We start from the raw sequence: 23,890 nt of genomic DNA, 5'->3' as shown, positions 1-23,890 counted from the left end.
TACCCTCTGACAAAGCGTCTCAGCCTTATAATTTTACCAACCCGCTCTTGCCAAACCATAGGCCAGATCTTCTATAGTGAGTTCTACAGAATTACATTGCGGCATATTATTTGCTGCTCTCAAGCATATATACCGGAGGAAATATGTCTCAGACTGCACCGCGTTATCCAGATACCCAGCTCCTGATCAACGGTGAATGGCGCAACGCGCAGAACGGACGCACCATTGATGTGCTCAATCCCGCGACCGGTGAAGTGATTGGTAAAGTCGCACACGCAGAAATAGTTGATCTTGATGCAGCACTGGATGCCGCAGCCAAAGGTTTCAAAATCTGGAGCGCAACGTCACCATTCGATCGTTCCAAGCTGATGCGCCGTGCGGCAGACCTGCTACGCGAACGCGCAGACGCTATTGCGCCGATTCTGACACTTGAGCAGGGCAAGCCGGTGGCTGAAGCCAAAGGCGAAATCCTTGCCGGTGCCGACATTATCGAATGGTTTGCGGAAGAATCCCGCCGTACCTACGGCCAGATCATTCCGGCACGTGCTGCCGGTGTATCGCAGATGGCATTTAAACTGCCGGTCGGCCCTGTGGCCGCTTTCACACCGTGGAACTTCCCGATCAATCAGGTGGTGCGCAAACTGTCTGCAGCAATTGCAGCCGGTTGTTCGATTATCGTCAAGGCACCGGAAGAAACACCGGCCTCGCCTGCCGAACTGCTGCGCGTGTTTGTCGATGCCGGTATTCCTGCCGGTGTGGTCAATCTGGTCTATGGCGTGCCATCCGAAATCTCCGAATATCTGATCCCGCATCCAATTATCCGCAAAATCTCGTTTACCGGTTCCACGCCAATCGGCAAAATGCTGGCCGGTCTTGCCAGCCAGCATATGAAACTGTCGACCATGGAACTCGGCGGTCACGCACCGGCGATCATCTTTGATGATGCCGATGTTGAAGGTGCCGTTAAAACGCTGGCTATGTCCAAATTCCGCAATGCCGGTCAGGTCTGCGTTTCACCGACCCGCTTCCTCGTGCAAGAAAATGTCTATGAGCAGGTTGTGCAGTCCTTTACTGAAAAAGCCAAAGCCATCAAAGTCGGCAATGGTTTTGACGAAGGCGTGCAGATGGGACCACTGGCCAATGAACGCCGTATCCCTGCCCTCGAAACCCTGATTCAGGATGCCGTGGACAATGGCGCGCGTCTGATGACTGGTGGTCGCCGTATTGGCAATGTCGGTAACTTCTTTGAGCCGACAGTACTCGCCGATGCACCAAAAACGTCCCGTATCATGAATGAAGAGCCATTCGGTCCTGTGGCCGTATTCTCATCCTTCAAGACGCTGGATGAAGTGATTGATGAGGCCAACCGCCTGCCATTCGGCTTGGCATCCTATGCCTTTACCCGTTCGGCAGAAAATGCCCGCGAGCTGGGTCTGCGCATTGAAGCCGGTATGACAACCATCAATCATTTGGGTCTGGCTCTGCCGGAAGTTCCTTTCGGCGGTATCAAAGATTCCGGTTATGGCACCGAGGGCGGTTCAGAGGCAATCAACGCCTATCTGTCTACCAAATTCGTGACACATCTGGTTATCTGAGCACTATAATCTGAAAAAAATTAAGCCCCGTCGATAGAAATATCGGCGGGATTTATCTTATAAACAAAAGCAATAAAATTATTCAGATATCGTTTGATCTTTCAAATTGTTGCTTTAGGCTCTCATGCAAGCCGGCCAAAAACAAAAAATACGGCCGTATATATGAGGGGAACTAAGCATGAATTTGATACCATCCATCCGCCAAACCAATCTGGCTAAACTGACACTAACACTGGCGTTCAGCACCGCGCTTACCGGTTCATTTCTGCTAAGCGCAGCACATGCCGCAACACCGGCAGATACACTGGTGATCGCCATGGCAACCGATGATGTGATCTCGTTGGATCCGGCAGAATCCTTTGAAATTACAACATCGGAAATGCTGGCCAACAGCTATGGCCGTCTGGTGCGTACAGACTATAAAGATCCGTCCAAACTGGTGGCAGATATTGCCGAAAGCTGGGACGTTTCCGAAGATGGCAAGACTTTCACCTTTAAAATCCGTAAAGGTCAGAAATTCGCTTCCGGCAACCCGATCACAGCGCATGATGCCGCCTATTCACTGCAACGCGCCGTCAAGCTCGACCAGAGCCCTGTATTTATTCTCAGCCAGTTCGGCCTGACCAAAGACAATGTGGATGAAAAAGTCTTCGCCAAAGACGACGACACATTGATTTTCACCTCGGAAAAAGCCTTTGCGCCAAGCTTTGTTTATAACTGTCTGACAGCCACAGTTGGCTCTGTTATCGATAGCAAACTGCTCAAAGAACATGCAAAAGCGGTGACACCGACTGCGGATTCCAAAGCAGATAATGATTTTGGCCATGAATGGCTCAAGCGCAATTATGCAGGCTCCGGTGCTTTTGCAATCAAGGACTGGCGCCCGAATGAAATCATCATGATGGAGCGCAATGAGAATTATGGTGGTGAAAAACCACCGCTCAAACGCATCATCTACCGCTACGTAAAAGAGAGCGCATCGCAGCGCATTATGCTTGATGCCGGTGATATTGATGTTGCCCGTAATCTTGAGCCTGGCGATCTGGAATCCATCTCCAAAGATGACCGTTTCCATACCGTCAGCGCACCGAAAGGCACCATCTATTATTTCAGCCTCAACCAGCAGCACGACACACTTTCCAAACCGGAAGTTCGCCAGGCCGTCAAATATCTGGTCGATTATGATGCTATTCAGTCCACGCTGATTAAAGGCATCGGTACTATTCACCAAAACCTCCTGCCAGCTGGTATGCTTGGCTCAACGGACGAAAACCCGTTCAGCCTCAATGTTGAGAAAGCCAAAGAACTGCTGGAAAAAGCCGGCCTGAAAGACGGCTTCACCATCACCATGGATGTGCGTAACACCCAGCCCGTTACCGGCATTGCAGAATCCATTCAGCAGACCTTTGCCAAGGCCAATATCAAGCTGGAAATCATCCCGGGCGATGGCAAGCAGACACTGACCAAATATCGTGCGCGTAAGCATGATATTTATATCGGCCAGTGGGGTATTGATTACTGGGATCCGCATACCAATGCCGATACTTTTGTGACCAATCTTGATAATTCCGATAATGCGGTTTCCAAAACGAGCGCATGGCGCAACTCATGGGAAATTCCGGAACTGACCCAGAAAACACTGGCGGCAGTGATGGAAAAAGACGCTGACAAACGCGCTCAGGAATATCTCGATATTCAAAAAGAGTTCCGCGACACCAGCCCGTTCACCATGCTCTATCAGCTGAATGAAGTGGCCGTTGTTTCCAACAAGGTGAAAGATTTCATCATTTCACCGGATACCAACTACGTGCTGAAAGCCTCTAAAGAGTAAAACCAATAGAAAACGGCCGCAGAACTTAATCTGCGGCCGCTTTAAATGCCTGATGGCAAAAAATCTTGCAATTTCAAAACTGGCTAATAAGCCAAGCTCACTTTTTAACGCACAACCAGAATAGCCGTTTTGGTATGCGTCAGAACTTCACTTGTCTGGCTGCCCAGCAGCAGACGACCAAGACCGCGACGGCCATGCGAGGTCATCACAATCAGATCAACATCGCTTTTTCCACTAAAGTCAGTGATTGCTTCTGCAGGCCAGCGATCATCAATATGTTTCAGCTCAGCTGTAACACCATGTTTGGCAGCAGTTTCACCGGCAGCTTTAAGAATAGACTGCGCCTGACCTGCCTGATTTTCATTATAGATTTCGACATCTTTCGGGCTGGCGATCCAACCTGCGCTGCTAGCTGTCGCCATCATTGGAAAAGGCTCAGTTACGGTCAGAATTGTAACTTTGCTGCCGAGTTTGGCTGCAAGTTCCAGTCCCTGTTCCAGACCTTTTTGTGCCAGATCCGATCCGTCCGTAGCAATCAGAATATGCTTATACATAGTGTCATCCCTGCTCCGCAAATGACATGTCTTCAATGAAGCCGGAGCCCAAGCATCATTTAACTTCACACTGAAGCAGGCATTACTTTATCGGGCATAGCGCCCTGTGTGAAGTTAAAAATATCATGCAATTACAAACAAATTTCATACAAAACCTGAGAATTTCCACCGCGACAATTAAAGCCTTAAAATAATAAAATATTGTGATACCATCCCTTAAGTAAACTGGTAGAATTACCTGCATTACATCCAGATCAATATCTGGCAGCATATATATGTTTATTCCGGAAAGGTACTACCGAACAGCTCAGGAGAAATAAAATGAAACTTATTTCCAGAATTTATGATCAATACGGCCTTGCAAAACAAGTCGTGCATAATCTTGAAGCTGCGGGCTTTCCCCAATCTGATATTATTGTCGTCAGCCGCAAATATGCGGAAGAAGACACCTCCATCTGTGACAGTATCGTCAACGGCGCCGGTACCGGCGCTATGGTTGGTGGTGCTGCGGGTCTGCTGATCGGTCTCAAGCTGATAACCGTTCCCGTATTTGCCTCCGTCCTTACCTCAGGCTGGCTGGTTTCTGCCTCACTTGGCATGATTATCGGTGCTGCGGCAGGCGGCATTATGGGGAGCGTTATCGGCTCATTCATGGCAAATGGCATTAGCAAGGAAGATGCCCGTTTGTGCATTGAAGCATCAAAACTGGGTAAAACCATTGTCAGCCTGCGCCTTAAAGATCAGACACAATCTCAGATGATCGCTGAAGCCAGACAAATCATGGATATTCCGGAGGCACAGACGATTGAACAGTTTCGCAGCCTATACAGCCGTGCAGTGCCGCGATTAGTCGGTCATAACACGCACCGGCCTACAGCATAATTCCTTACACTAGAGCATAATTCTTAAAATTTGGATCAGTTTCAGGTAAAATTATGCTGTACTATAAAGGTCGCTCTGACGATGCGTAAACCTCAGTTCGTCTCTCTCTTATGAAAGGCCTCAGGTAAACTCTGCGCGCCTTTCTGACTGGTGAACAACACACTCGGTTCAATACGGCCAGCGCCGCGATAGGGGCTGGCATGGATCGCCAAAATCCACATACTCATGACTGCTGTAATAATATAAATACCCAGAGCCTTTCGCCCTGCCTTGGGTCTGTCTGCATGAACCGCAGCAATCACCACCAGAGACAACAGCGTTAAGAAAATTACCAGATACCATTTATAGTGATTGACGGAGCTGGAACCCAGCGCAAGACGCTTATTGCGCGCATCCTGCATTTCATCGAAGTCCTGCACAATCTGGGACATCAGCGCACCCGAAATGTCAGTGCGGGACAGGCTGATCATAGCAATACGGATATTTTGCAAGGATTGCTCTACAGAACGCGCAGGCTGATTATTATAGCTGTTATGCCATTCATCCGTGATTACAGAAACACGATATGTCGTCAGCGCCTTCAGCAGTGCTGGATCATTCAAAGCTTCCGGCCGCGCCATACCGATCAAACGGGTGATTGATGAGCGTTCCTCACTTGCCGCCTGATCTGCACGACTATTGACCGCCCAGGTATCAGCCGCGACAAAGCCAAGAGCCAAAGCCCAGGCCGTCGCAATAGTTCCGATGAAAGCACCAATCGGCAACGACAAAATATCTTTTGACGCTTGTTTGCCGAAGATCTTCAGAAAAATCAGCCCGAAAACGTAAAATACGACGCCGCAAACAGTAAAAAGCAAAAACATTAAAATCGGTGGAATACCAAATAAGTAATGCATTCTGCCCCCTCTGAGCGCGTTGCTATAATCTGTACAATGTCGACCTCAGATGGTTCTGCACTCTATTTTACATTAATTCAATATTTTACAGCAGAATAAATCATCCCACCGATCACCTGCTGTGCTTCTATTCGGCATTATCCGCTTGCTGGCGCATATAATCGCGTGGGGAAGCCCCCAACATACGTTTAAACATCGTGGTAAAGGCTGCAGCACTTTCATAGCCGGTATCGAAGGCGACCGAAGTGATCGACTCGCCGGAGGCCAGTTTTGGCAAGGAGGCGAAAATACACGCCTGCTGCCGCCACATCACGAAACTCACGCCGGTTTGCGCCCGAAACAATCTGGTAAAAGAGCGACGGCTCATGCTCAGCCGCTGCGCCCAATTATCAATGCTGGCTGCAGGATCAGGCGCTTTCAAAAACTCTTTACACAAAACCGCCAATGCCGGTTTCTCCGGAAACGGCAGCCCTAACTCACGCACAGGCAGGCGTGTGATCTCATGCATCAGCAGATCAAACAGCAAGCGGCTGCGCTCATCATCCTTATCGGGTTTTTGCAGCTTCACCACTTCGGCCAGCAAACTCCGGGTCAATTCATTGACTGACAACACGCATGGATAATCGCCATGTTCATAGTCACGCATATAGACGGACTGCATTTCAACACCGGAGAACATCTCGACACGATGCTCAATACCACGCGGGATCAGCAAGGCATGATCCGGCGGGATCATCCAGCGCCCGCGCTCTGTAGCCACCAATGCAACACCGGAACGCGCATAAAGAAACTGGGTACGGGAGTGCCTGTGCAGCGGGATTAGCAGCCCGCCCGGATATTGTCTGCGCAATGCAACAACCGGATCAGCCGCATGTTCCACCAGATCGAAACCCTGCATAATCAGTGTATTTATATCATTCGGATTAGCAAATTGCATGTTTTGGCCCAGTTAGAAAACTTTACGTCCTTAGCACGAAAGCAGGCCAGAGAAAAGCGGACTAAGCAGGATATTGCCAGTCAGGGATAGTTCAAAAACCGGTAAAACTGCCGGATGCGCAATATTGTTTCGTCTTTATAGCCATCCGACCGCGGCATAAAAAGATCAAACCCTGATATCAGCAATAATACGTCGTGCCAGCAATCGTCAGGCAGTATGCATTATTACAATGGCATAACATATCCGGAGCACTTGCAATGACGACCGTGACCAGCCCGTCACCTAAAATAGCCGAGACCACAGCAGTATCACTGATTGTGGTCGTCGCTTTTTGCCACATGTTCAACGATATTATGCAGTCTCTGCTATCTGCAATTTATCCGTTGATCAAAACCAATTACAATCTGGACTTCCGCCAGATTGGCCTTCTGACCATGACATTTCAGATTACCGCTTCGCTGTTGCAGCCGGTCATCGGAATTGTCACAGACCGTTGGCCTATGCCTTATTCACTGCCACTTTCCAGTGTCAGCACATTTACCGGTCTTATCCTGCTCGCCAATGCGGATAGCTATACAGTGCTGCTGATCGGTTCCAGTCTCATCGGTCTGGGTTCCGCGATCTTCCATCCGGAAGCATCCCGTGTTGCCCGTATCGCCTCCGGCGGTCGCCATGGCTTTGCGCAATCTTTGTTTCAGGTTGGCGGGAATTTCGGTTCCGCGCTTGGCCCTCTGCTTGCAGCTTTTATTATTCTGCCAAACGGTCAGTCGAGCGTGGCATGGCTGGCGATTATTGCGGTTTTCGGCTTCATTGCGCTCACTCGCGTCAGCCGTTGGTATGCTGAAAAACAGCGCCAGGATAAAAACAAACCTGCAGCAGACCGCACTTTGCCGCTGCCGCAAGGGCGTGTTCTGTTTGCTATCGCCATTCTGGTACTGCTTACCACCACCAAGAATGTCTATATGGCCAGTCTGTCCAGCTATTTCACATTCTATGTGATTGAGAAATTCGCTGTCAGTGTTCAGAACGCACAGCTGATCCTGTTCCTGTTCCTCGGTGCGTCCGCTGCCGGTGTCTTTATCGGTGGCCCGATCGGCGACAGAATGGGCGCACGGTTCGTGATCTGGTTCTCGATCCTCGGCGTTATCCCGTTTGCACTGATGATGCCTTATGCCGATCTGTTCTGGACCTGTATTCTGGCCGTAGTCATCGGCATTATCTTCTCCTCTGCATTCTCCGCAATTGTGGTTTTTGCTCAGGAACTGGTGCCGGGACGCGTCGGCATGATCGCCGGTATGTTCTTCGGCTTTGCTTTTGGTGCCGGTGGTATCGGCGCGGCGCTGCTTGGTGATTATGCGGATACGAAAGGCATTGAATATGTCTATTGGATTTGTTCATTCCTGCCGCTGCTCGGCATTCTGACTATCCTGCTGCCGAGCCTGCCTAAGAAACGCTAATTCTTGCAGTTTTGGGCGCATAAAGGTCGCTCTAACGCTGTATGAAAACAAAATGGGGAAGACCTTGCGGTCTTCCCCGTTTTTATTATCTCAAATTCCTGCGCTGAAATCTTCAGCAAAACGACCTGCTCAGAGCGGAAGAAAAGTCTTACTTCTTGAGGAACTCGAGCAGCTCGTCATAGGCTTTACAAGCTTCCGACATATCAGTCGTGCCCTGATATTTGGCCTGCATTTCCTGCGATTTTGTCATAATTTCCTGAGCTTTGTTCGGATCTTTCATAACCGCTGCCTGAATAGCAGTTGTTACTTCATTGACCTTTGTTGTCAGTTCTTCCTGTGTGCAGGCAGAAGCCGCAGAACCCGCAGCAGCGGTAATCAGCAGTGCAGAAAGTGAAGCAGCAACCAGTGTTTTGATTTTCATAGAAGTATCTCTCTTTACGGTTATCAATAAACGAGCAAATAAATTATGCGTCGCCAATTTATGCTGTGCGTTTATGTATTTAAAATAACAAATTGTTTTTCACTAAAACAAAAAATAAGCAAAAGACTAAAATTTTTCCTTTTTCCAGAAAATGCTTTATAGAGAAACAAGACTATTATCGGGGGGACAACTATAGTGCGGACAGTCATTTTGTCTGCTGCCTTAGCAGCTTTCAGTACCGGCGCGCTGGCGCAGCCGATTGAGACATACAGAGCGCGACTCAGCAAGCAGGATCACTATAATTCATCCGGTGAAGCGCTGATATCAGCCGCTACAATCATCCGGCAGGATCGCGCTAACTTCTATGTATTCGGAAAACTCGACCCCGAAGATGAATATGATACTTTCTTCAACGACAAGGCCAATCGGGCGCGTCTGGAAAAAATGCTCTCCCGCGGTTCAATTTCCGATCAGGATATAGAAAGTATCATGAAAGGAACGCCGTTGATTCGCGTGGATATCCATCCCGAATATGTCGTTGTAACGGTTGAAGAGCACTAGAGCATAATTTTAAAGTGTTAGAGCGAGTTTTGTGTGCCAAGTCTGGCACACGGCGCTCTAAACCACCTGACTATTGCAGGCTCTTCCAGAAGAAGATGGTGCTGGTCAGTTCGCCAAAAGGGTTAAGTGCAAAATCCGGAATTTCACCGGCACGCTGAAAACCAAGCTTCTCATAAAGTGACACGGCATTGCTGTCACTGGCCGTATCCAGCATCAGATGCGTGCGACCATGCTCCCTTGCCAGCGTCTCAGCAGCCTGCATCAGCAATGTCGCAACACCCTGCCCGCGATAATCGACCGATGTCATCAGCTTACTGATTTCCGCACGATGCGGCTGATTAGGCGTCTGTACAAGCACCAGACTAACGGTACCCGCTAGCCTGTCTCCGTCAAAAGCGCCGAGTATAGTGCGCTCACCCTGAGTAGCTGAATTCAGCGCTGCCGACCAGAAGGCATCTGCTTCTTGCAGTTCCAGCGGATGCATAAAACTGACAGAGCCGCCACTTGCCACGGTTTCAATCAACAGATTACACAGCATAATTATCTGTGCTGGCGATGATGAAACAGGTCTGATTGTAAAAGGCGCCATAACCGGAATGTCCGCTCTCTTGAAACTGATAATCTGCGTTAAATTTATAAATGAAAATCTTTTCAAAATACAAGAGCATTCAAAATAGCTCTAACATTTCAATAGATTGATACTTTCGTCGTCGCATTGAGCCAGATATTTTTATTCAGGATGCAAAACAAAGGCGCAGCTGAAACTCACCGGTGCCGCATAAAAAAGGCCGCTGTGCAGCGGCCTTTCATCATTCAACTGCCATTATTTGGCTTCTTCAAGTCCCAAGAACTGGAACGGTTTGGAATCTTTAAATTCCTCATTCACTTTACCGGAGAAAATATTGGTCTGGTTTTCGCCCAAATCCAGTTTTTTCACTTTTCCGGTTTCTGCCGAGAAATCCAGCCCCTTCAGGTCAACCCAGAAGGTATTTGGCGTCAGCGCGGACTCAAAGAAATACAGCTTACGCTTCTGATCCGCGACAGTTCTCCAACGTGTTGAAGAAATATTCGGCTGATCCGGTGTGGTGATACCAAAAGGCACCGACACGTTGCGGATGACGCCGAACACGCTCGCCAGTGCAATATCCGTATTTTCCTGTTTCGGAATTGCATTGATATAGAAGGACGCGCGCGCAAAACGATCTGCTGCGCGATTGGTGCCCGGCAGCATGACTGTGCCACCAATCTGCTGCCAATAACTGTTCAAAGCCAGCTGCTGATCGAAAGTCGGCGAGTTGGTCATCACCTGATATTCACGGCTGTGGTGGATGACCTGCTTGCCATCGATATATTCAATGATTGCGCTGTCACCGCTCGCATCAGAGATAGACAAATGCAGCGTTGCCAACCGGCTTTCGCCCGGCACTTTGTCGGTCACAATGGTGAAAGGCTCATCTTTCAGCGCTGTAACGGCTTCTTCAACAGTGGCATAATTATCAAGCACAAATTGTGCCCAAGCAGCGATGGTCAGCCCCGGTTTGTCTTTGTTGAATTCCGGATAATCAGACTCAACCAGCCACAGAACACTGGCTGAAAGCCCCTCTTCATTCATGCCATCGGTCGTTGCAATATCGTAACCGGAAGCAATCACGCTGCCATATTTTGATGTCCACTTGATCGAATTTTCACCGGCTTCACCATTGCGTTCCATGCCCTTTGGGAACACCCAGAGATTGGTTGCAACATCGACTTTCCAATCCATCGAACGCGCCGTGATCACATCATTATTTGCGCCCTGATAGACAACACGGGTGCAGGCTCCCGCGATCAATGGCGAAGCAAACAAGGACAAGGCAACTGTCTTGGCGACAAGAACAGAACGAACAGATTTACGCTGAAAAAACATCAATCAGACCTCGCTGGTTAGAACCGCATCGACAGACCGACCACCGGCCCGTGCTGCACAACATCCCATTTGAAAGTATGGCCTACGAAATCAGGGCCTTCAAAATCCTGAGACAATACGCGATAACCAACACGTAAGTTGGTCGGGCGATCAAAAAGGAATGTGCGGTAGCCCAGATAGGCCTGCGCGTTATAACTCAGTTTTGATCCGGCGCCAAAACCGCCAATATCGGCCTCACCCGCCAAATTCCAACGCTCATTCAAATCTGTTTTCAGACGAACGCCGACAAACGGATCTGTCCACTCAACTTTTTTTGTAACGTTGAACGGGCCGACCGAAAGCTCGGCTTTAATCTTAGTCCAGCGCACACCGAGCATCGGCTCAACGGTAAAGCTCTGCGCTTCATTAAAGACCGTTACGCCACCAAGCTCGCGCTCGTAGACACGATAGAAAGCACCGCCCGAGATGGTGGTGGTTTTAATATTCAGCGCCAGCTCATTGGCGAGAATATCTTCATCCTGCGTGGTGGAGACATATTGACCATCAACAAAGAAACCCAAAGGCCCTTTGATAATCTCAACTGTGCCCATTGCAGCCAGATCAAGATTGTCAAAAATCTCGGAGAACGGAATATTCACATCCGTTTTGTGGCCTGCAATACCGGCTTTACCCTTGAGAGAAGCTCCCCAGACATAAGGACTGACAATAATTTTCCATTCATTATCAGTTTTATAGCTCGGCTGCGATACATCCGCTGCCATTGCGGTGCATAGCATAGCCAGACTGGATACAGCTGATGTCGTAAAAAGTGCAGTAAAGCGCATAGCAGGCACGTCCCCTTGCCGATCCCTAAGATTCTGCTGAGAAAATAGATGATTATGGCAACGGGTCAACTTCTGACAGAACTATTCCGGCATAATTTAATGATAATCGTAAATAACTGAGTATTCAGCATTAAAGTTTACCATGAAATCAGCAAAGCTCCGCTATCAGTTCAGCAATTGAATAGTAGTGATGATCTGACAAAACTTGCGATATCCGGCAGTTCTTTATGCCGGATATCATACAATATCAGATAATCCGCTGCTGCGTTTGCGGGTCAAAATACACGGCTTTATCCAGATTAAAGGCCAGCCGCGCCGTTTGTCCGGCCTGAATATGGGCATCTGCCCGCAACCGCGCCACGACTTCTTTGCCGCCCAATTTGGTTACTGCAAAAGTATCGGAACCGGCAGGCTCCACCACTTCAATATGGCAATCCCCTTCCGCGATCATCCCCGCATTGCGGTCTGTCCCGTCAGGATCGGTCAAAGCTTCGGGGCGAATACCAAACACAATCTGCTTGCCCTTATAGGCAGTAAGTTCGCCATTCATGTTCTTGACTGGCAATTTCAGTGGCGCCGCGTCCGGTCGCTCCAATGCCACTTGCAAACCATCCCCGCCATTTTCAACGGTTGCCGTCAGCAAATTCATGGCAGGCGACCCCATAAAATCCGCGACAAACATATTCACCGGCTTGTTGTAAATCTCTGCCGGTGTACCGAATTGCTGCAAAATCCCGTCTTTGAGGACTGCAATTTTGGTTGCCAGCGTCATCGCTTCAATCTGATCATGGGTCACATAAACAATGGTGGTTTTCATGCGTTGATGTAGCCGTTTAATCTCGGTACGCATATCTACACGTAGTTTGGCATCCAGATTGGACAGCGGCTCATCAAACAGAAACACCTGCGGATTACGCACCAGCGCACGCCCCATTGCCACACGCTGACGCTGCCCGCCGGAGAGTTGGCTTGGCTTGCGATCAAGCAAGTGCCCGATCTGAAGGGTATCAGCCACCTCACGAATGGCCTTCTCGCGCTCCGGCTTAGGTACACCACGCACTTCCATACCAAAGGCAATATTACCAGCCACAGTCATATTCGGATAAAGCGCATAGGACTGAAATACCATCGCAATGTCGCGTTTTGAAGGTGGCAAATCCGACACGGACTGTCCGTTAATGGTGATATCACCGGAGGTAATCGGCTCAAGTCCGGCAATGGTACTCAGTAATGTAGACTTGCCGCAACCGGATGGCCCGACCAACACCAGAAAGCCGCCTTCTTCAATCTCCAGATTAATATCTTTGAGGATTTCAGTCGCACCGTAGGATTTACGCAGATTGGCGATTTTAAGAAATGACATAGATTATCCCTTCACGGCACCGGACATCAGACCACGAACAAAATAGCGGCCGGAGACAATGTAAACGATGAGCGTTGGCAAAGCGGCAATGATCGCCGCAGCAAAATGAACATTATACTCCTTCACGCCGGTCGATGAGGAGACGAGATTATTGAGTGCAACTGTCATCGGTGTGGTTGAAGCACCGGCAAAAGACGCCCCGAACAAGAAGTCATTCCAGATATTGGTGAACTGCCATATGACGGACACCACAATAATCGGCCCCGAGGACGGCAGCAGAATACGGGTGAAAATCTGCATGAAACTGGCACCGTCAATCTGTGCGGCACGCACCAGTTCAGTCGGAAATGCCTCATAATAATTGCGGAAATACAGCGTCGTGAAACCGATACCATAAACCACATGCACCATCACCAACCCCCAGATGGAACTGGATAGCCCGAGCATACCAAGAATACGCGCCATCGGTATCAGCACGATCTGAAACGGAATAAAGCAGGACAACAGCAGCAGACCGAAGAATAGATTAGAACCGCGGAAACTCCATTTGGTCAGCACATAGCCGTTCAGCGCACCAACGATGGTTGATATAGCGACAGCCGGTACAACCATCAGGATGGAATTAATGAAAAACGGTTTGAGACCGGTCGGCTGCACACCAATCTGCGCTGTTGACCATGCAGAAAGCCACGGTTCAATCGTCCATTGTTGCGGCAGGTTCAGCATTCCGCCCTGCCGGATTTCTTCCAACGGCTTGAAGGAATTCACCACCATCACATAAAGCGGCAGCAGGTAATAAACCAGAAAGATCAACAGGATTGCATAGATCAGCGCCCGTGTCAGCCTCTGATGCGAGATTGCATTTTGTGCATTGGCAGAACCACTCATCAGCGTTTGCCTCCGCGAATTTCCGAATACAGATAAGGTATAATGATCGAGAAAATCATTGCCAGCATGATAATCGCCGATGACGCACCAATGCCCATCTGGTTACGGGTGAATGTGTAGGAATACATGAAAGTTGCCGGAACTTCAGTCGCTTGCCCCGGCCCGCCGCCTGTCAGCGCCACCACAAGGTCATAGGCCTTGATCGCAAGATGCGCCAGCACCACAAAGGCCGCCAAGAAAACCGGACGCATCATCGGAATGATAATCCGGCGATAGGTCGTAAAAGTTGAAGCGCCATCAATTTGCGCTGCCTTGATAATCTCGCTATCAACCCCGCGCAGCCCTGCCAGAAACATCGCCATAATAAAACCGGAAGACTGCCAGACCGCGGCCAGCACCACACAATAAATCGCGTAATTACGATCCTTAATCCAATTGAACTGAAAGCTCTCCCAGCCCCACAAATGCATGGTATTTTCAAGCCCGATACCCGGATCAAGAAACCATTTCCATGCTGTGCCGGTTACGATGAAGGACAGCGCCATCGGATAAAGATAAATCGGACGCAGAAAACCTTCACCGCGAATTTTCTGATCGAGCAAAATAGCGAGCCCCAGCCCAAGCACCGAGCAGATGATAATATAGAGAGAGGCGAAGATCGCGAGATTGGAAATGGCACGCCACCAATGCGGCAAAGCCCAGAGCTTGGAATAATTTTCCAACCCGACAAAATTATAGGACGGCAACATTTTGCTGTCTGTCAGCGACAGCAAGCCGGTATAGGCAATCAAACCATATACAAAAATCAGAATGATGAAAAAGCTGGGCGCCACAACAAGTTTGGGCAACAGCTCCTGCAATCGGCTGCGACTATTCATGGTCAATCACCACGCTTGGTATCTGCCCCGCTTTAAACGACACAGGCACATCAAAAATAAAATTAAAATGCTCTTTGTTTTTTACATATGTCTTTGCGCCAAAACCGGTGTCCGCTTTTGAGAGACATGCTGTAAAATAAATATCCGCGGCCTCCGTCAGGCAGCAGAGAACAGAGGCCGCCACAGGGGCAGCCTCCGGTTTTGCAATAAATTATTGAGCGGCGGCCACTGCGGCAACGAGTTCTTTCGTAGCCTCTTCCGAAGACAACTCACCATTGAACTGGCGGGTAATCACATCGAAGAATGCATTCTTCACAGAAGCCGGACTTGCATAGCCATGCGCCATGGAACCAAACATGGTGCCCTTGCCGCTGGCTTCTTTCACATCGGCAATCGCCTTCTTGCCGCAAGCATCAAAAGCAGCGTCAGACACATCGGTACGTGCCGGAGCCGACCCTTTGACCACGTTAAAGGCAGACTGGAACTCAGGATTTTCAATCGCAGAGGCGATCGCCATCTGCGCCTTCACCTTATCCTCAGAAACCTTGAACATTGCGAACAGGTCCGAGTTGAAGGTGATTGAACCTTGTGTTTCAGGATAACGGACACAGACGAAATCTTCGTCCGGCTTTTTACCGGCCTTGATGAACTCGCCCTTTGCCCAATCGCCCATGAATTGCAGACCGGCCTTGTTTTCAATGACCATTGCCGATGCCAAATTCCAGTCACGACCGGAGAAATTATCATCAACATAGCTGCGCAGCTTGGTCATACGATCGAAAACCTGCTTCATCGTATCGCTGCCAAGGGCTTCCGGATCGAGGTCGATCATAGCCTTTTTGTAGAAATCTGTGCCATAAGACAGAACAACGGCCTCAAACAGCGTACCATCCTGCCATGGCTGGCCACCATGGGCGACCGGCGTAATGCCCTGCTCTTTGAACTTATCAAGCAGAGCAATCAGCTCATCCCAATTGGTCGGCACTTTACCACCGGCTTTATCAAGAGCTGCTTTGTTGATCCACATCCAGTTGGTTGTATGGATATTGACCGGCGCACCAATCCAATGACCGTCATATTTGGCAAAAGCCTGTAAAGGTGCCGGAATGACCTTATCCCAGCCTTCTTTATTGGCAACTTCATCCAGATTGCCGAGCGAGCCCTGCTTTGCCCAATCCAGCGCATCATAACCAAGCATCTGTACAGCAGTCGGCGCATTACCGGCAGTAACACGGGCACGCAAAACGGTCATCGCTTCTACACCACTACCACCTGCAACCGGCATATCCGTCCAGCCGATATCCTGCTTTTCAAGATCTTTCTTCAACACTTCAAGCGCTGCGGCCTCCCCGCCGGCAGTCCACCAGTGCAGAACCTCCACATTTTCCGCGGCTTGCGCCGCGCCTGCCATTAAACCCAAAGCCATTGCTGTTGTCGTCATGAACTTGCGCATCGTATTCCTCCCGTTTGCAAGTTATCAGCAGCGGAACCCTCCCGCTTGGTCATTACGGCTGCCCTCTTCGGGCAGTATATAGTCTGGCCTGCACATTGATCCGGCAATTTGCCTGCAATCAACCGTCAGCCGAAATAGGACGTTACAAAATTGCGTTCGTCAAGGAGGCTCACGCAAAATTCAAATCGATTAAAAATTAATGCATTGTTTCGGACAATTATAATTTTATGTAACACAACAGGTATATCCGGGACCCTGCATCCATTTTGTGAAGTGTAATTCGTTTGGAATGCCGTATTCCGTGGATCCATTGAATTGACCCCACCTTTAAAACGGCTATAAGAGCCGTTTTCTCAAAAGCCCACATGCGCAGATACAAGGATTTGAACAATGACTGCGGGAAATAACGCCCCCTCGGAGACGATAACCCTTGGCCTCGATTTTGGTACAACAAACACAGTCATCGCCGTAGCTGACGGCAAAGGCATTGCCGAAGTTATGACCTTCCCGAAAGATGAGGCCATGGTATCGGCCTATCGCTCTGTGCTGTGTTTCTGGCAGGATGGTAATAAAGGTCATCGCAATGTGGAAAGCGGCCCTTGGGCGATGGACCGTTTCATTGCCGATCCGCATAATTGCCGCTTTTTGCAGTCTTTTAAGTCTTTTGCAGCAAGCAAATCCTTCAGCGATACACCGGTTTACGGCAAACGCTTTAAATTCGAAGATTTGCTGCGTACATTTCTGGAAACTCTGGCCGAGCGTCTTGGCGACCGTCTGCCGTCGCGCGGCAATAAAGTGATTGTCGGCCGTCCCGTCATTTTTGCCGGACATAATCCGGATGAAGCACTGGCTATGGCGCGTTATGAAAAAGCGCTGCGGGATTTTGGCTTCACCGATATTCATTATGTTTATGAGCCGGTAGCGGCGGCCTTTTTCTATGCGCAAAAACTAACCAGCTCTTCAACCGTACTGGTTGCCGACTTTGGCGGTGGTACGAGCGACTTTTCGATTGTCAATTTTGAAGTCGGCGCCAATGGCCTGAGTGCAACACCGCTCAGTCAGGTTGGTCTCGGCATAGCGGGCGATACATTTGATTACCGCATCATTGATAATGTGGTTTCGCCAAAACTCGGCAAAAGAAGCAATTACAAATCCTTTGGTAAAGTGCTGCAAATCCCTAACCACTATTTTGCAAATTTTGCCCGCTGGAACACGCTGTTCCTGATGAACACCCCGTCAACCTTGCGGGAGCTGCATGAACTGGCATCACAGGCAGAACAGCCGGAAGTGCTTGAAAATTTCATCGAAATGATCGAGGGCGATTATGGCTTTGAGCTGTACCGCGTTGTCTCCGATGTCAAAGCCGGTCTGTCCTCTTCACAAACTTCAGAGCTGACATTCAAAGCTGAGAACTTCAAAATCGAGGCGCAGATTCAACGCTCCGACTTTGAGAGCTGGATAGCTGAAGACATGCAGGCAATTTCCACTTGCGTTGACAATGCCGTGCAGAATGCCGGTCTGGCCTACAACGATATTGACCGCGTGTTTCTGACTGGCGGCACATCATTTGTTCCCGCAATCAAGACATTATTCTCGGAGCAATTTGAACATGCGGACGTATCCAGCAGCAACCAGTTCGACTCCATTGCAACCGGTTTGGCACTGATTGGTCAGAGCAATGATATTGAGCGCTGGTCGGTCAAATTCTGATTGATCCTGATCAATGTCGGCCGTTGAGACTCATGCGAAGCTCCTTTCAACAAAATAAGGAAGGAAACAGCATGTCCAATACACCGCATACACTTGGTGAAGAATTTCCGGGTCAGCTGGAGCGCATCCATGCTCTGAAAGCAGCTGACCCGCGCTTTGCCAAAGTGCTTGAAGAATATGACGAGGTGAATGACCAAATTCACCGAGCAGAGACAAAAATTGAGCCGACAAGTCAGGACAATGAAACAGAACTGCGCAAACGTCGTCTGACTCTGAAAGACGAGATTGAGAAAGCACTCAATCAGGCTGCGTAAAACAGTCTAAAAAGACAAAAAAGTCTTTTGCGGGATTAAAGGAACAGAGGTCTTATCACGAGGCCTCTGTTTTTTTATGTCACAAGATATCGGCCTTATAGTGGCACAGAGGGCGCGAATCGCTCTATCGTTCGATACGCTCATCGCACAGGGAGACGATCTCATGGCCGGACCAATCGCACAGTTTGAAATCAAACCGATTGCAGATTTGGGTGAAATTGGTGGCATCCAGATCGCTTTTACCAATTCGGCATTGTTCATGCTGATCGCAACTGTCGGCGCGGGTCTGTACCTGTTTTTGTCTGCACGCGGCAGAACACTGATCCCGGGGCGCTGGCAATCTTCAGCTGAAATTCTCTATGAATTCGTGTTTACCACTTTGCGCGATAATACGGGCGAAGAAGGCAGACGCTTCTTTCCGCTGGTCTTCTCGCTGTTCATGTTCATCCTCACAGCCAATTTGCTGGGAATGTTCCCCTATACCTTCACGGTCACGGCACATATTATCGTTACATTCGGACTGGCAATAACCGTCTTTCTGACAGTCACGCTCTATGGCCTGATACGTAACGGCACGCAATTCTTCCGGCTGTTCATGCCCTCAGGTGTGCCGCTGGTTCTTGCACCGATCATCGTGCCGATCGAGCTGATGTCTTACTTCTCACGGCCTGTCAGCCATTCTGTACGTCTTTTCGCGGTTATGCTGGCCGGACATATTACATTGAAGGTCTTTGCCGGATTTGTCGCCTCGCTCGCAGGGCTTGGAACCTTAGGCATTGTCAGTTCTGTTTTGCCGCTCGCCATGACTGTCGGCATCACCGCACTTGAATTCTTGATGGCCATAATTCAGGCCTATGTGTTCACAATGCTGACCTGCATGTATCTCAATGATGCCCTGCATCCTGCCCATTAATGGCCTGCGACGCGCATTCTGGACAAATAAAAATCCGGATTGCGCAAGAATTTCACCACAAGTCATTGCATTCTATAACACTTTTAAAAACATAAATAACTTCGTGCATAACATTACGAATTTGTAATTAGACATTCCATATTGATCCCACATTGCGGGGCAATATTACTCCCATGCCATCCCAAGGCTTAGTGTAACGCATGACGGAGTTATAATAACCATGAATACGAAAACAATTATTCTCGCACTCGTTGCTTCTTCAGTTCTTGCAGCACCAGTCTTAGCGCAAGAAAAAACAGAGAAGAATGTTGAGCAAACTGCGCAGCATACATCAGGCCATAAAGATCGCGATCCGATTGATCTGGAAAAATTCACACATATGGAAGAACTGAAAGCCGCTGATACCAACAAGGACGGCATTCTTTCGCGTGAAGAAATTGAAGCCCATGCGCAGAAAATGATGGTCAAGCGTGCAGCAGACCGGATGGAGCGCCGCCTTGATGTGAATGGCGACGGCAAGATTTCGCTCGAAGCCATTGAGAAACACCGTACTGCCCGTTTTGCCGAACTGGATAAAAACAAAGACGGCAAACTGGATCGCAGTGAGCTGAAAGCCGGAAAACCTCATGGTAAAGGTGACCAACGCCATAAAGGCAGAGATCACGGAAAGCACACACCAGCTGAATAATTACCCAGCAAAATAAGCCCGGCGAAAATGCCGGGCTTATTTGTTTAAAGAACACTGTTTCAGCATGATTAAATTTTAAAGTACAAATTCATTGCTTTATTCAAATTTTAGTACAAGATTATATAAACGGGAGAGATAACATGCCTTTTCGCAAGTCAGATTATCTTGGGATCTATAAACCTGAGCAATTAAATACGCTTCAGGCTGCTTATAATGAAACATGCGAAATTCTGGGGCATTGTCCGACAACTGATGAAAATAAAAACCAGTTAGCGCGCACAGTTATCCGGATTTATGAAAGCGGAATTCAAGACCCGCACGAGATAGCTAATCTTATCGTGCAGATTGAAAACTTGCGCCCATAAAGAAATATTTAAAACGTGCAAGTTTTGATCCTGATCAATGCACGAACAGTTCGCACCGGCTAAACCTCACACTGCAAGCTTTGAAATGAACAGCGCTTCGGAAATACCCGTCTACGCAGAAATGTTCGTGTGCGACGTTCAGATCTGCCATCCCTTTACGAAGCCGCAGAATATCTACAGAGGCACAAGGTTTTCATTTCAGGAAAACCATTCGGAGGGACGAATGTCTACAAATTTTCATCTGGCATCGATGATCGGCTCGATCGTATTTATTGTTCTTGTCGGCTGCGGCTTCATTGTCGTTCTGACAGTGCCTGCTCTGGCACATAAGCCAATCTATCCTATGCTGGCTGTCGTCGGCGTTGCTTTGCTGATTACCCCTGTCATTGGCTGGTATGTTGCAACGCGTATGCAGCAACTTCGATAGGCAAAGCTTTTCTCTTCAGTGTCTAAAGCTCATCCCCGAAAACAGCTCATGTTTTCGGGGATATTTCTATTGCCTCTCAAAACCTGCAATATCTATTATTGTCAATTAAATGAGAGAGTATTAGCCGCAGCTTGAAATAATTTCTGTCTGCTGAAATAGTTTCACTATCCTGGAATTGCTCCGTGAGTCTTGTGCACGGCATCATCAACGGAACCAAACTATATCCGGTCGCGTTGATAGGAAAGAGCATAAGGGAGGCAAGTGAATGTCTACTCGTTTTCAAATTGCCGTATTACTGAGCCTGATGGTCAATGCTGTTCTGTTCGGAATTGGCATGATCATTGTACTTACAATCCCTGATTTGGCGCAAAACGCTAAATATCTTATTCCTGTCGTCATCGGATGCAGTTTTCTGATTACCCCGTTTATTTCCTGGTTTATGGCTCCGCGTATGCGAAACCGTTACTGGCAAAACAGAAATCATAAAACCGGCAGCTTCTAGATCAGGGCTACGATCAATAAGGATTTAATCATGCGTTTAGCTATCATTGCAGTGGCCGCGATTGTTGCACTCTCCGGCTGTACTTCAACTGAAAAAGATTTGAGCATTGGTACTGCAGCAGGCGCGGTTATCGGCGGCATCGCCGGTGGCGGCAAAGGTGCCTTGATCGGTGCGGGTGCGGGTGCAGTTGGCGGCCTTCTGGTTCGTAATCTGCGCAATGGCAAATGCCAGTATCGCAACAGCCGCGGCCAGATTTACACAGCTTACTGTAAATAACCGTAAAGCATGCCGCACTCGAATGGATGCATTTGAGCGTACGCGAACATGCGACAATTAAAAATCCAGAGCGAGCGCTATGAGTTCCATTCAACGCGACACGCTCTGGCACCTAACAAAATTTGCAACTGTCAAAGCAGAGTGCGCGACTTGTGTAAGTTTGTTGAAAGCGGTCTTTTCTGGAAATGAAAAGACCGCTTTTATATTTTTGGCTAGAGCATAATTCCTTAAACTTGGATCAGTTTAAGGTGAAATTATGCTCTAATTTTAAAGTGTTAGAGCGACCTTTGTGTGCCAAGTATGGCACACGGCGCTCTAACTGACAGAACATTTCGATATCCTGTCAGCCTTTGGTCTTCGGCTCACAAACCATGCGGTAGACCGGCGGGGATGTTGGCGCTTTAGGCGGCTGATAGACCGATGATGACGGCGGCTCCCACCAGTTACGATTATTGTTTTGTGGCGGATTTTCATCTGTTGCATCATTGACAAGCACTTGTCTGCAAACAACAAAACAAAAATCTGACTTTGTTTCCCTCGGAGGGCAGCCGATTGCGAGCGGCGGTCTCGGTGCCAGCTTCTCACGCGCCTGCGCTTGCAACGGCACCCCGAACATCAAGCCAGCAAAAATAATTATTAGATTTTTCTTCATGCTTAAAAACTTTAAATTTCAGTTTTTATAGCATTAGAGCATCAGGAAAATTCGTAAACACCAAGGAATTGGCAGGGAAATCAGGGGAAGACAATCAAAACAAAGCATGTTGGCTCGCGTTCAACACGAAAGCACTCTGCATATGAAAAGACATGATTTGGACAAAGCGAATTTTGAACCGAACCAGAGGTTTGAAGGCTGACAGCCTCTCTCATCACCGGATCAAGCCGGTTTTGTCAAGACATTACCAAGATACCATGTACGCATGTCAAAGTCGGCACTGGTTCGAACCATAATTCTGGCATTTTCGAAAATTCCATGATTGATGAAACACGGGGTTGGCTGCAGTCAACACACTCGTATTGTCAGTTATTCTTATGCCCCCCTGCATAATCTGACATACCTGTTTCTGGATGCTTTTAGTCGTAGCCGCCAACCCCTCCTTATGACTGGTAAGCACACTGACTAAAAATCCCCCAACAGAGATTTATCTTCATAATACGCCTCTACGGCGCGTAGGCAGAGCCTTCTTTAGTGTGGCACATTTAAGACAGTTAAAACATTAATTGCTCTGATAAAAATTTGCCGTGCATCACAAGACAAAACATATCCATGATAATTAATGAATATTTACTTTTAGGGTAAGCCTCCCCCCGTATTCACGGGGATTGTTTCATCTATCACGCTAAATTACGTCTCCCATCAGATCTTCGGTTCATCTCTGCTTGAGTCTTTCGGTCATCGCCTGCGTAAAAGCTGCAGATACTTATATGACAAAGAATAATCCGAAATGACCATGTTGATCGTCGATAGAAATTTAAAACCGCAGACAGGTCATCGTAATTATAAAATTACATTACTTGCCTGATATTTAAGGTGGGATAAATATGAAAATCTTTACATTAGCGGCTACCGCTGCCCTTTTGGCTACTCCGGCTCTTGCTGCCGATGCAGTCGTTTACAACGATCCAGCTCCGGCCGTAGCTGATACATTTTCATGGACAGGCGGCTATATTGGTGTGAATGCCGGTTATGCTGGCGGCAAATTCAAAACCGACATGTACGCCGATATTGATGAGAGCCTCTCCCTGCGCAGCAATTCCAGCGGCTTTATCGGCGGTGTTCAGGCTGGTTACAACTGGCAGTTCGGTCAGACCGTTGTTGGTATCGAAACCGATATTCAGGGCTCCGGCGTGAAGTCAGACTTCTCTGTTAACACAGAGGGCTTCGAAGCAATCAATCTCGGCACAAAAATCAGCTGGTTTGGTACAACACGCGCCCGTCTCGGTTACACACCAGTTGATCGCTTCATGGTCTATGCAACAGGTGGTGTTGCCTATGGTAAAGTGAAAACCTATGTAAACGCACCATTTGAAGAAGGCTCGTCCTCTCTGTCAGACACACGCGTTGGCTACGCAGTTGGTGCCGGTGCAGAATATGCAATCACCAACAACGTGACCCTGAAGACAGAATATCTCTATACCGACCTTGGCAAGCTCAAGTTCAACGTATCTGATGGTTCTGACTTGGTTGTTTCCGGTGCAGCTAAATCTCAGTTCCACACTGTACGCGTAGGTCTGAACTACAAGTTCTAATT

27 protein-coding genes are annotated in these 23,890 nt (G+C 48.5%); 14 read left to right on the top strand and 13 right to left on the bottom strand.

From position 1 onward, the window contains the following. The first annotated feature begins 143 nt into the window (after positions 1 to 143). Positions 144 to 1,595 carry an NAD-dependent succinate-semialdehyde dehydrogenase gene (locus QUF18_RS12090; protein ID WP_289387359.1) on the top strand — a complete coding sequence of 484 codons (1,452 nt, stop codon included), beginning with the start codon at positions 144 to 146 and terminating at the stop codon, positions 1,593 to 1,595. 178 nt (positions 1,596 to 1,773) lie between these two features. Beyond that, positions 1,774 to 3,426, top strand: a complete 1,653-nt coding sequence (locus QUF18_RS12085; RefSeq protein WP_289387358.1) for an ABC transporter substrate-binding protein — start codon at positions 1,774 to 1,776, stop codon at positions 3,424 to 3,426. 104 nt (positions 3,427 to 3,530) lie between these two features. On the opposite strand, the gene QUF18_RS12080 is transcribed toward QUF18_RS12085, so the two are convergent. Then, positions 3,531 to 3,980: a universal stress protein gene (locus QUF18_RS12080; RefSeq protein WP_289387357.1), complete on the bottom strand. Its 450-nt coding sequence runs from the start codon at positions 3,978 to 3,980 to the stop codon at positions 3,531 to 3,533. A 321-nt stretch (positions 3,981 to 4,301) separates the two neighbouring features. Between QUF18_RS12080 and QUF18_RS12075 the strand changes: the two genes are divergently transcribed. After that, entirely contained in the window at positions 4,302 to 4,862 is a 561-nt protein-coding gene (locus tag QUF18_RS12075; protein ID WP_289387356.1) for a hypothetical protein, read from the top strand. Between the two features lie 92 nt (positions 4,863 to 4,954). On the opposite strand, the gene QUF18_RS12070 is transcribed toward QUF18_RS12075, so the two are convergent. Together QUF18_RS12070 and QUF18_RS12065 are read right to left on the bottom strand one after the other, a co-directional pair. Then, a complete protein-coding gene (locus tag QUF18_RS12070) occupies positions 4,955 to 5,758 on the bottom strand; it encodes a bestrophin-like domain (RefSeq protein WP_289387355.1) in 804 nt (267 codons plus the stop codon). 127 nt (positions 5,759 to 5,885) lie between these two features. Further along, the gene (locus QUF18_RS12065) at positions 5,886 to 6,695 is read right to left on the bottom strand and encodes an AraC family transcriptional regulator (RefSeq protein ID WP_289387354.1); all 810 of its coding nucleotides are present in this window, start codon (positions 6,693 to 6,695) and stop codon (positions 5,886 to 5,888) included. 257 nt (positions 6,696 to 6,952) lie between these two features. On the opposite strand from QUF18_RS12065, the gene QUF18_RS12060 reads away from it, so the two are divergent. Further along, entirely contained in the window at positions 6,953 to 8,152 is a 1,200-nt protein-coding gene (locus tag QUF18_RS12060) for an MFS transporter (protein ID WP_289387353.1), read from the top strand. Positions 8,153 to 8,300: 148 nt separating this feature from the next. Here QUF18_RS12060 and QUF18_RS12055 read toward each other — a convergent pair whose 3' ends face one another. Next, positions 8,301 to 8,573: a hypothetical protein gene (locus QUF18_RS12055; RefSeq protein WP_289387350.1), complete on the bottom strand. Its 273-nt coding sequence runs from the start codon at positions 8,571 to 8,573 to the stop codon at positions 8,301 to 8,303. Positions 8,574 to 8,768: 195 nt separating this feature from the next. Between QUF18_RS12055 and QUF18_RS12050 the strand changes: the two genes are divergently transcribed. Then, on the top strand, positions 8,769 to 9,134 hold the full coding sequence (locus QUF18_RS12050) for a hypothetical protein (protein ID WP_289387349.1): 366 nt from the start codon (positions 8,769 to 8,771) through the stop codon (positions 9,132 to 9,134). Positions 9,135 to 9,204: 70 nt separating this feature from the next. Here the strand turns inward: QUF18_RS12050 and QUF18_RS12045 are convergent, their stop codons facing one another. The 8 genes from QUF18_RS12045 to QUF18_RS12010 form a co-directional block, all read right to left on the bottom strand. Beyond that, positions 9,205 to 9,723 (bottom strand): GNAT family N-acetyltransferase, encoded by a 519-nt coding sequence (locus tag QUF18_RS12045; RefSeq protein ID WP_374806656.1) that lies wholly within the window; start codon positions 9,721 to 9,723, stop codon positions 9,205 to 9,207. Positions 9,724 to 9,957: 234 nt separating this feature from the next. Then, positions 9,958 to 11,040: a linear amide C-N hydrolase gene (locus QUF18_RS12040; RefSeq protein WP_289387347.1), complete on the bottom strand. Its 1,083-nt coding sequence runs from the start codon at positions 11,038 to 11,040 to the stop codon at positions 9,958 to 9,960. A 17-nt stretch (positions 11,041 to 11,057) separates the two neighbouring features. Continuing rightward, positions 11,058 to 11,864 carry a porin family protein gene (locus QUF18_RS12035; RefSeq protein ID WP_289387346.1) on the bottom strand — a complete coding sequence of 269 codons (807 nt, stop codon included), beginning with the start codon at positions 11,862 to 11,864 and terminating at the stop codon, positions 11,058 to 11,060. A 247-nt stretch (positions 11,865 to 12,111) separates the two neighbouring features. Beyond that, positions 12,112 to 13,227, bottom strand: coding sequence for an ABC transporter ATP-binding protein (locus tag QUF18_RS12030; protein ID WP_289387345.1), 1,116 nt, complete (start codon positions 13,225 to 13,227; stop codon positions 12,112 to 12,114). 3 nt (positions 13,228 to 13,230) lie between these two features. Further along, positions 13,231 to 14,115: a carbohydrate ABC transporter permease gene (locus QUF18_RS12025; RefSeq protein ID WP_289387344.1), complete on the bottom strand. Its 885-nt coding sequence runs from the start codon at positions 14,113 to 14,115 to the stop codon at positions 13,231 to 13,233. Beyond that, positions 14,115 to 14,993 (bottom strand): carbohydrate ABC transporter permease, encoded by an 879-nt coding sequence (locus QUF18_RS12020; RefSeq protein ID WP_289387343.1) that lies wholly within the window; start codon positions 14,991 to 14,993, stop codon positions 14,115 to 14,117. The genes QUF18_RS12025 and QUF18_RS12020 overlap by 1 nt, the downstream gene beginning before the upstream one ends. Continuing rightward, positions 14,986 to 15,177, bottom strand: coding sequence for a hypothetical protein (locus QUF18_RS12015; protein ID WP_289387342.1), 192 nt, complete (start codon positions 15,175 to 15,177; stop codon positions 14,986 to 14,988). Before QUF18_RS12015 ends, QUF18_RS12020 begins: the two co-directional genes overlap by 8 nt. A 27-nt stretch (positions 15,178 to 15,204) precedes the next feature. After that, positions 15,205 to 16,446, bottom strand: a complete 1,242-nt coding sequence (locus QUF18_RS12010) for an ABC transporter substrate-binding protein (protein ID WP_374806651.1) — start codon at positions 16,444 to 16,446, stop codon at positions 15,205 to 15,207. Positions 16,447 to 16,836: 390 nt separating this feature from the next. Here QUF18_RS12010 and QUF18_RS12005 point away from each other — a divergent pair, with 390 nt between their 5' ends. From QUF18_RS12005 to QUF18_RS11970, 8 genes are all read left to right on the top strand, one after another. Further along, positions 16,837 to 18,156 carry an Hsp70 family protein gene (locus tag QUF18_RS12005; RefSeq protein ID WP_289387341.1) on the top strand — a complete coding sequence of 440 codons (1,320 nt, stop codon included), beginning with the start codon at positions 16,837 to 16,839 and terminating at the stop codon, positions 18,154 to 18,156. Positions 18,157 to 18,227: 71 nt separating this feature from the next. Continuing rightward, positions 18,228 to 18,470 carry an HP1242/YdcH family protein gene (locus QUF18_RS12000; RefSeq protein WP_289387340.1) on the top strand — a complete coding sequence of 81 codons (243 nt, stop codon included), beginning with the start codon at positions 18,228 to 18,230 and terminating at the stop codon, positions 18,468 to 18,470. A gap of 163 nt (positions 18,471 to 18,633) precedes the next feature. After that, on the top strand, positions 18,634 to 19,383 hold the full coding sequence (locus QUF18_RS11995) for a F0F1 ATP synthase subunit A (RefSeq protein ID WP_289387339.1): 750 nt from the start codon (positions 18,634 to 18,636) through the stop codon (positions 19,381 to 19,383). Positions 19,384 to 19,603: 220 nt separating this feature from the next. Then, the gene (locus QUF18_RS11990; RefSeq protein ID WP_289387338.1) at positions 19,604 to 20,071 is read left to right on the top strand and encodes an EF-hand domain-containing protein; all 468 of its coding nucleotides are present in this window, start codon (positions 19,604 to 19,606) and stop codon (positions 20,069 to 20,071) included. Between the two features lie 140 nt (positions 20,072 to 20,211). Further along, positions 20,212 to 20,436 (top strand): hypothetical protein, encoded by a 225-nt coding sequence (locus tag QUF18_RS11985; protein WP_289387337.1) that lies wholly within the window; start codon positions 20,212 to 20,214, stop codon positions 20,434 to 20,436. A 223-nt stretch (positions 20,437 to 20,659) separates the two neighbouring features. Beyond that, on the top strand, positions 20,660 to 20,863 hold the full coding sequence (locus QUF18_RS11980) for a hypothetical protein (protein ID WP_289387336.1): 204 nt from the start codon (positions 20,660 to 20,662) through the stop codon (positions 20,861 to 20,863). A 265-nt stretch (positions 20,864 to 21,128) separates the two neighbouring features. Next, positions 21,129 to 21,365, top strand: a complete 237-nt coding sequence (locus QUF18_RS11975) for a hypothetical protein (protein ID WP_113945711.1) — start codon at positions 21,129 to 21,131, stop codon at positions 21,363 to 21,365. Between the two features lie 30 nt (positions 21,366 to 21,395). Beyond that, on the top strand, positions 21,396 to 21,641 hold the full coding sequence (locus tag QUF18_RS11970; protein ID WP_289387335.1) for a YMGG-like glycine zipper-containing protein: 246 nt from the start codon (positions 21,396 to 21,398) through the stop codon (positions 21,639 to 21,641). A 343-nt stretch (positions 21,642 to 21,984) separates the two neighbouring features. On the opposite strand, the gene QUF18_RS11965 is transcribed toward QUF18_RS11970, so the two are convergent. Further along, positions 21,985 to 22,293 (bottom strand): hypothetical protein, encoded by a 309-nt coding sequence (locus QUF18_RS11965; protein WP_289387334.1) that lies wholly within the window; start codon positions 22,291 to 22,293, stop codon positions 21,985 to 21,987. An 887-nt stretch (positions 22,294 to 23,180) separates the two neighbouring features. Between QUF18_RS11965 and QUF18_RS11960 the strand changes: the two genes are divergently transcribed. Further along, on the top strand, positions 23,181 to 23,888 hold the full coding sequence (locus tag QUF18_RS11960) for an outer membrane protein (RefSeq protein ID WP_289387333.1): 708 nt from the start codon (positions 23,181 to 23,183) through the stop codon (positions 23,886 to 23,888). Positions 23,889 to 23,890: the final 2 nt, after the last annotated feature.

The organism is Pseudochrobactrum kiredjianiae (assembly GCF_030362795.1).
In the GTDB taxonomy this organism is placed as follows: domain Bacteria; phylum Pseudomonadota; class Alphaproteobacteria; order Rhizobiales; family Rhizobiaceae; genus Pseudochrobactrum; species Pseudochrobactrum kiredjianiae.
Note: the sequence above shows the minus strand (reverse complement) of the source record. Positions and strands in the feature narration are given on the sequence as shown.

Coding starts and splice junctions, on each gene's coding strand:
- QUF18_RS12090 (WP_289387359.1), top strand. CDS start 144: ATGTCTCAGACTGCACCGCGTTATCCAGATACCCAGCTCCTGATCAAC.
- QUF18_RS12085 (WP_289387358.1), top strand. CDS start 1,774: ATGAATTTGATACCATCCATCCGCCAAACCAATCTGGCTAAACTGACA.
- QUF18_RS12080 (WP_289387357.1), bottom strand. CDS start 3,980: ATGTATAAGCATATTCTGATTGCTACGGACGGATCGGATCTGGCACAA.
- QUF18_RS12075 (WP_289387356.1), top strand. CDS start 4,302: ATGAAACTTATTTCCAGAATTTATGATCAATACGGCCTTGCAAAACAA.
- QUF18_RS12070 (WP_289387355.1), bottom strand. CDS start 5,758: ATGCATTACTTATTTGGTATTCCACCGATTTTAATGTTTTTGCTTTTT.
- QUF18_RS12065 (WP_289387354.1), bottom strand. CDS start 6,695: ATGCAATTTGCTAATCCGAATGATATAAATACACTGATTATGCAGGGT.
- QUF18_RS12060 (WP_289387353.1), top strand. CDS start 6,953: ATGACGACCGTGACCAGCCCGTCACCTAAAATAGCCGAGACCACAGCA.
- QUF18_RS12055 (WP_289387350.1), bottom strand. CDS start 8,573: ATGAAAATCAAAACACTGGTTGCTGCTTCACTTTCTGCACTGCTGATT.
- QUF18_RS12045 (WP_374806656.1), bottom strand. CDS start 9,723: ATGGCGCCTTTTACAATCAGACCTGTTTCATCATCGCCAGCACAGATA.
- QUF18_RS12040 (WP_289387347.1), bottom strand. CDS start 11,040: ATGTTTTTTCAGCGTAAATCTGTTCGTTCTGTTCTTGTCGCCAAGACA.
- QUF18_RS12035 (WP_289387346.1), bottom strand. CDS start 11,864: ATGCGCTTTACTGCACTTTTTACGACATCAGCTGTATCCAGTCTGGCT.
- QUF18_RS12030 (WP_289387345.1), bottom strand. CDS start 13,227: ATGTCATTTCTTAAAATCGCCAATCTGCGTAAATCCTACGGTGCGACT.
- QUF18_RS12025 (WP_289387344.1), bottom strand. CDS start 14,115: ATGAGTGGTTCTGCCAATGCACAAAATGCAATCTCGCATCAGAGGCTG.
- QUF18_RS12020 (WP_289387343.1), bottom strand. CDS start 14,993: ATGAATAGTCGCAGCCGATTGCAGGAGCTGTTGCCCAAACTTGTTGTG.
- QUF18_RS12010 (WP_374806651.1), bottom strand. CDS start 16,446: ATGCGCAAGTTCATGACGACAACAGCAATGGCTTTGGGTTTAATGGCA.
- QUF18_RS12005 (WP_289387341.1), top strand. CDS start 16,837: ATGACTGCGGGAAATAACGCCCCCTCGGAGACGATAACCCTTGGCCTC.
- QUF18_RS12000 (WP_289387340.1), top strand. CDS start 18,228: ATGTCCAATACACCGCATACACTTGGTGAAGAATTTCCGGGTCAGCTG.
- QUF18_RS11995 (WP_289387339.1), top strand. CDS start 18,634: ATGGCCGGACCAATCGCACAGTTTGAAATCAAACCGATTGCAGATTTG.
- QUF18_RS11990 (WP_289387338.1), top strand. CDS start 19,604: ATGAATACGAAAACAATTATTCTCGCACTCGTTGCTTCTTCAGTTCTT.
- QUF18_RS11985 (WP_289387337.1), top strand. CDS start 20,212: ATGCCTTTTCGCAAGTCAGATTATCTTGGGATCTATAAACCTGAGCAA.
- QUF18_RS11980 (WP_289387336.1), top strand. CDS start 20,660: ATGTCTACAAATTTTCATCTGGCATCGATGATCGGCTCGATCGTATTT.
- QUF18_RS11975 (WP_113945711.1), top strand. CDS start 21,129: ATGTCTACTCGTTTTCAAATTGCCGTATTACTGAGCCTGATGGTCAAT.
- QUF18_RS11970 (WP_289387335.1), top strand. CDS start 21,396: ATGCGTTTAGCTATCATTGCAGTGGCCGCGATTGTTGCACTCTCCGGC.
- QUF18_RS11965 (WP_289387334.1), bottom strand. CDS start 22,293: ATGAAGAAAAATCTAATAATTATTTTTGCTGGCTTGATGTTCGGGGTG.
- QUF18_RS11960 (WP_289387333.1), top strand. CDS start 23,181: ATGAAAATCTTTACATTAGCGGCTACCGCTGCCCTTTTGGCTACTCCG.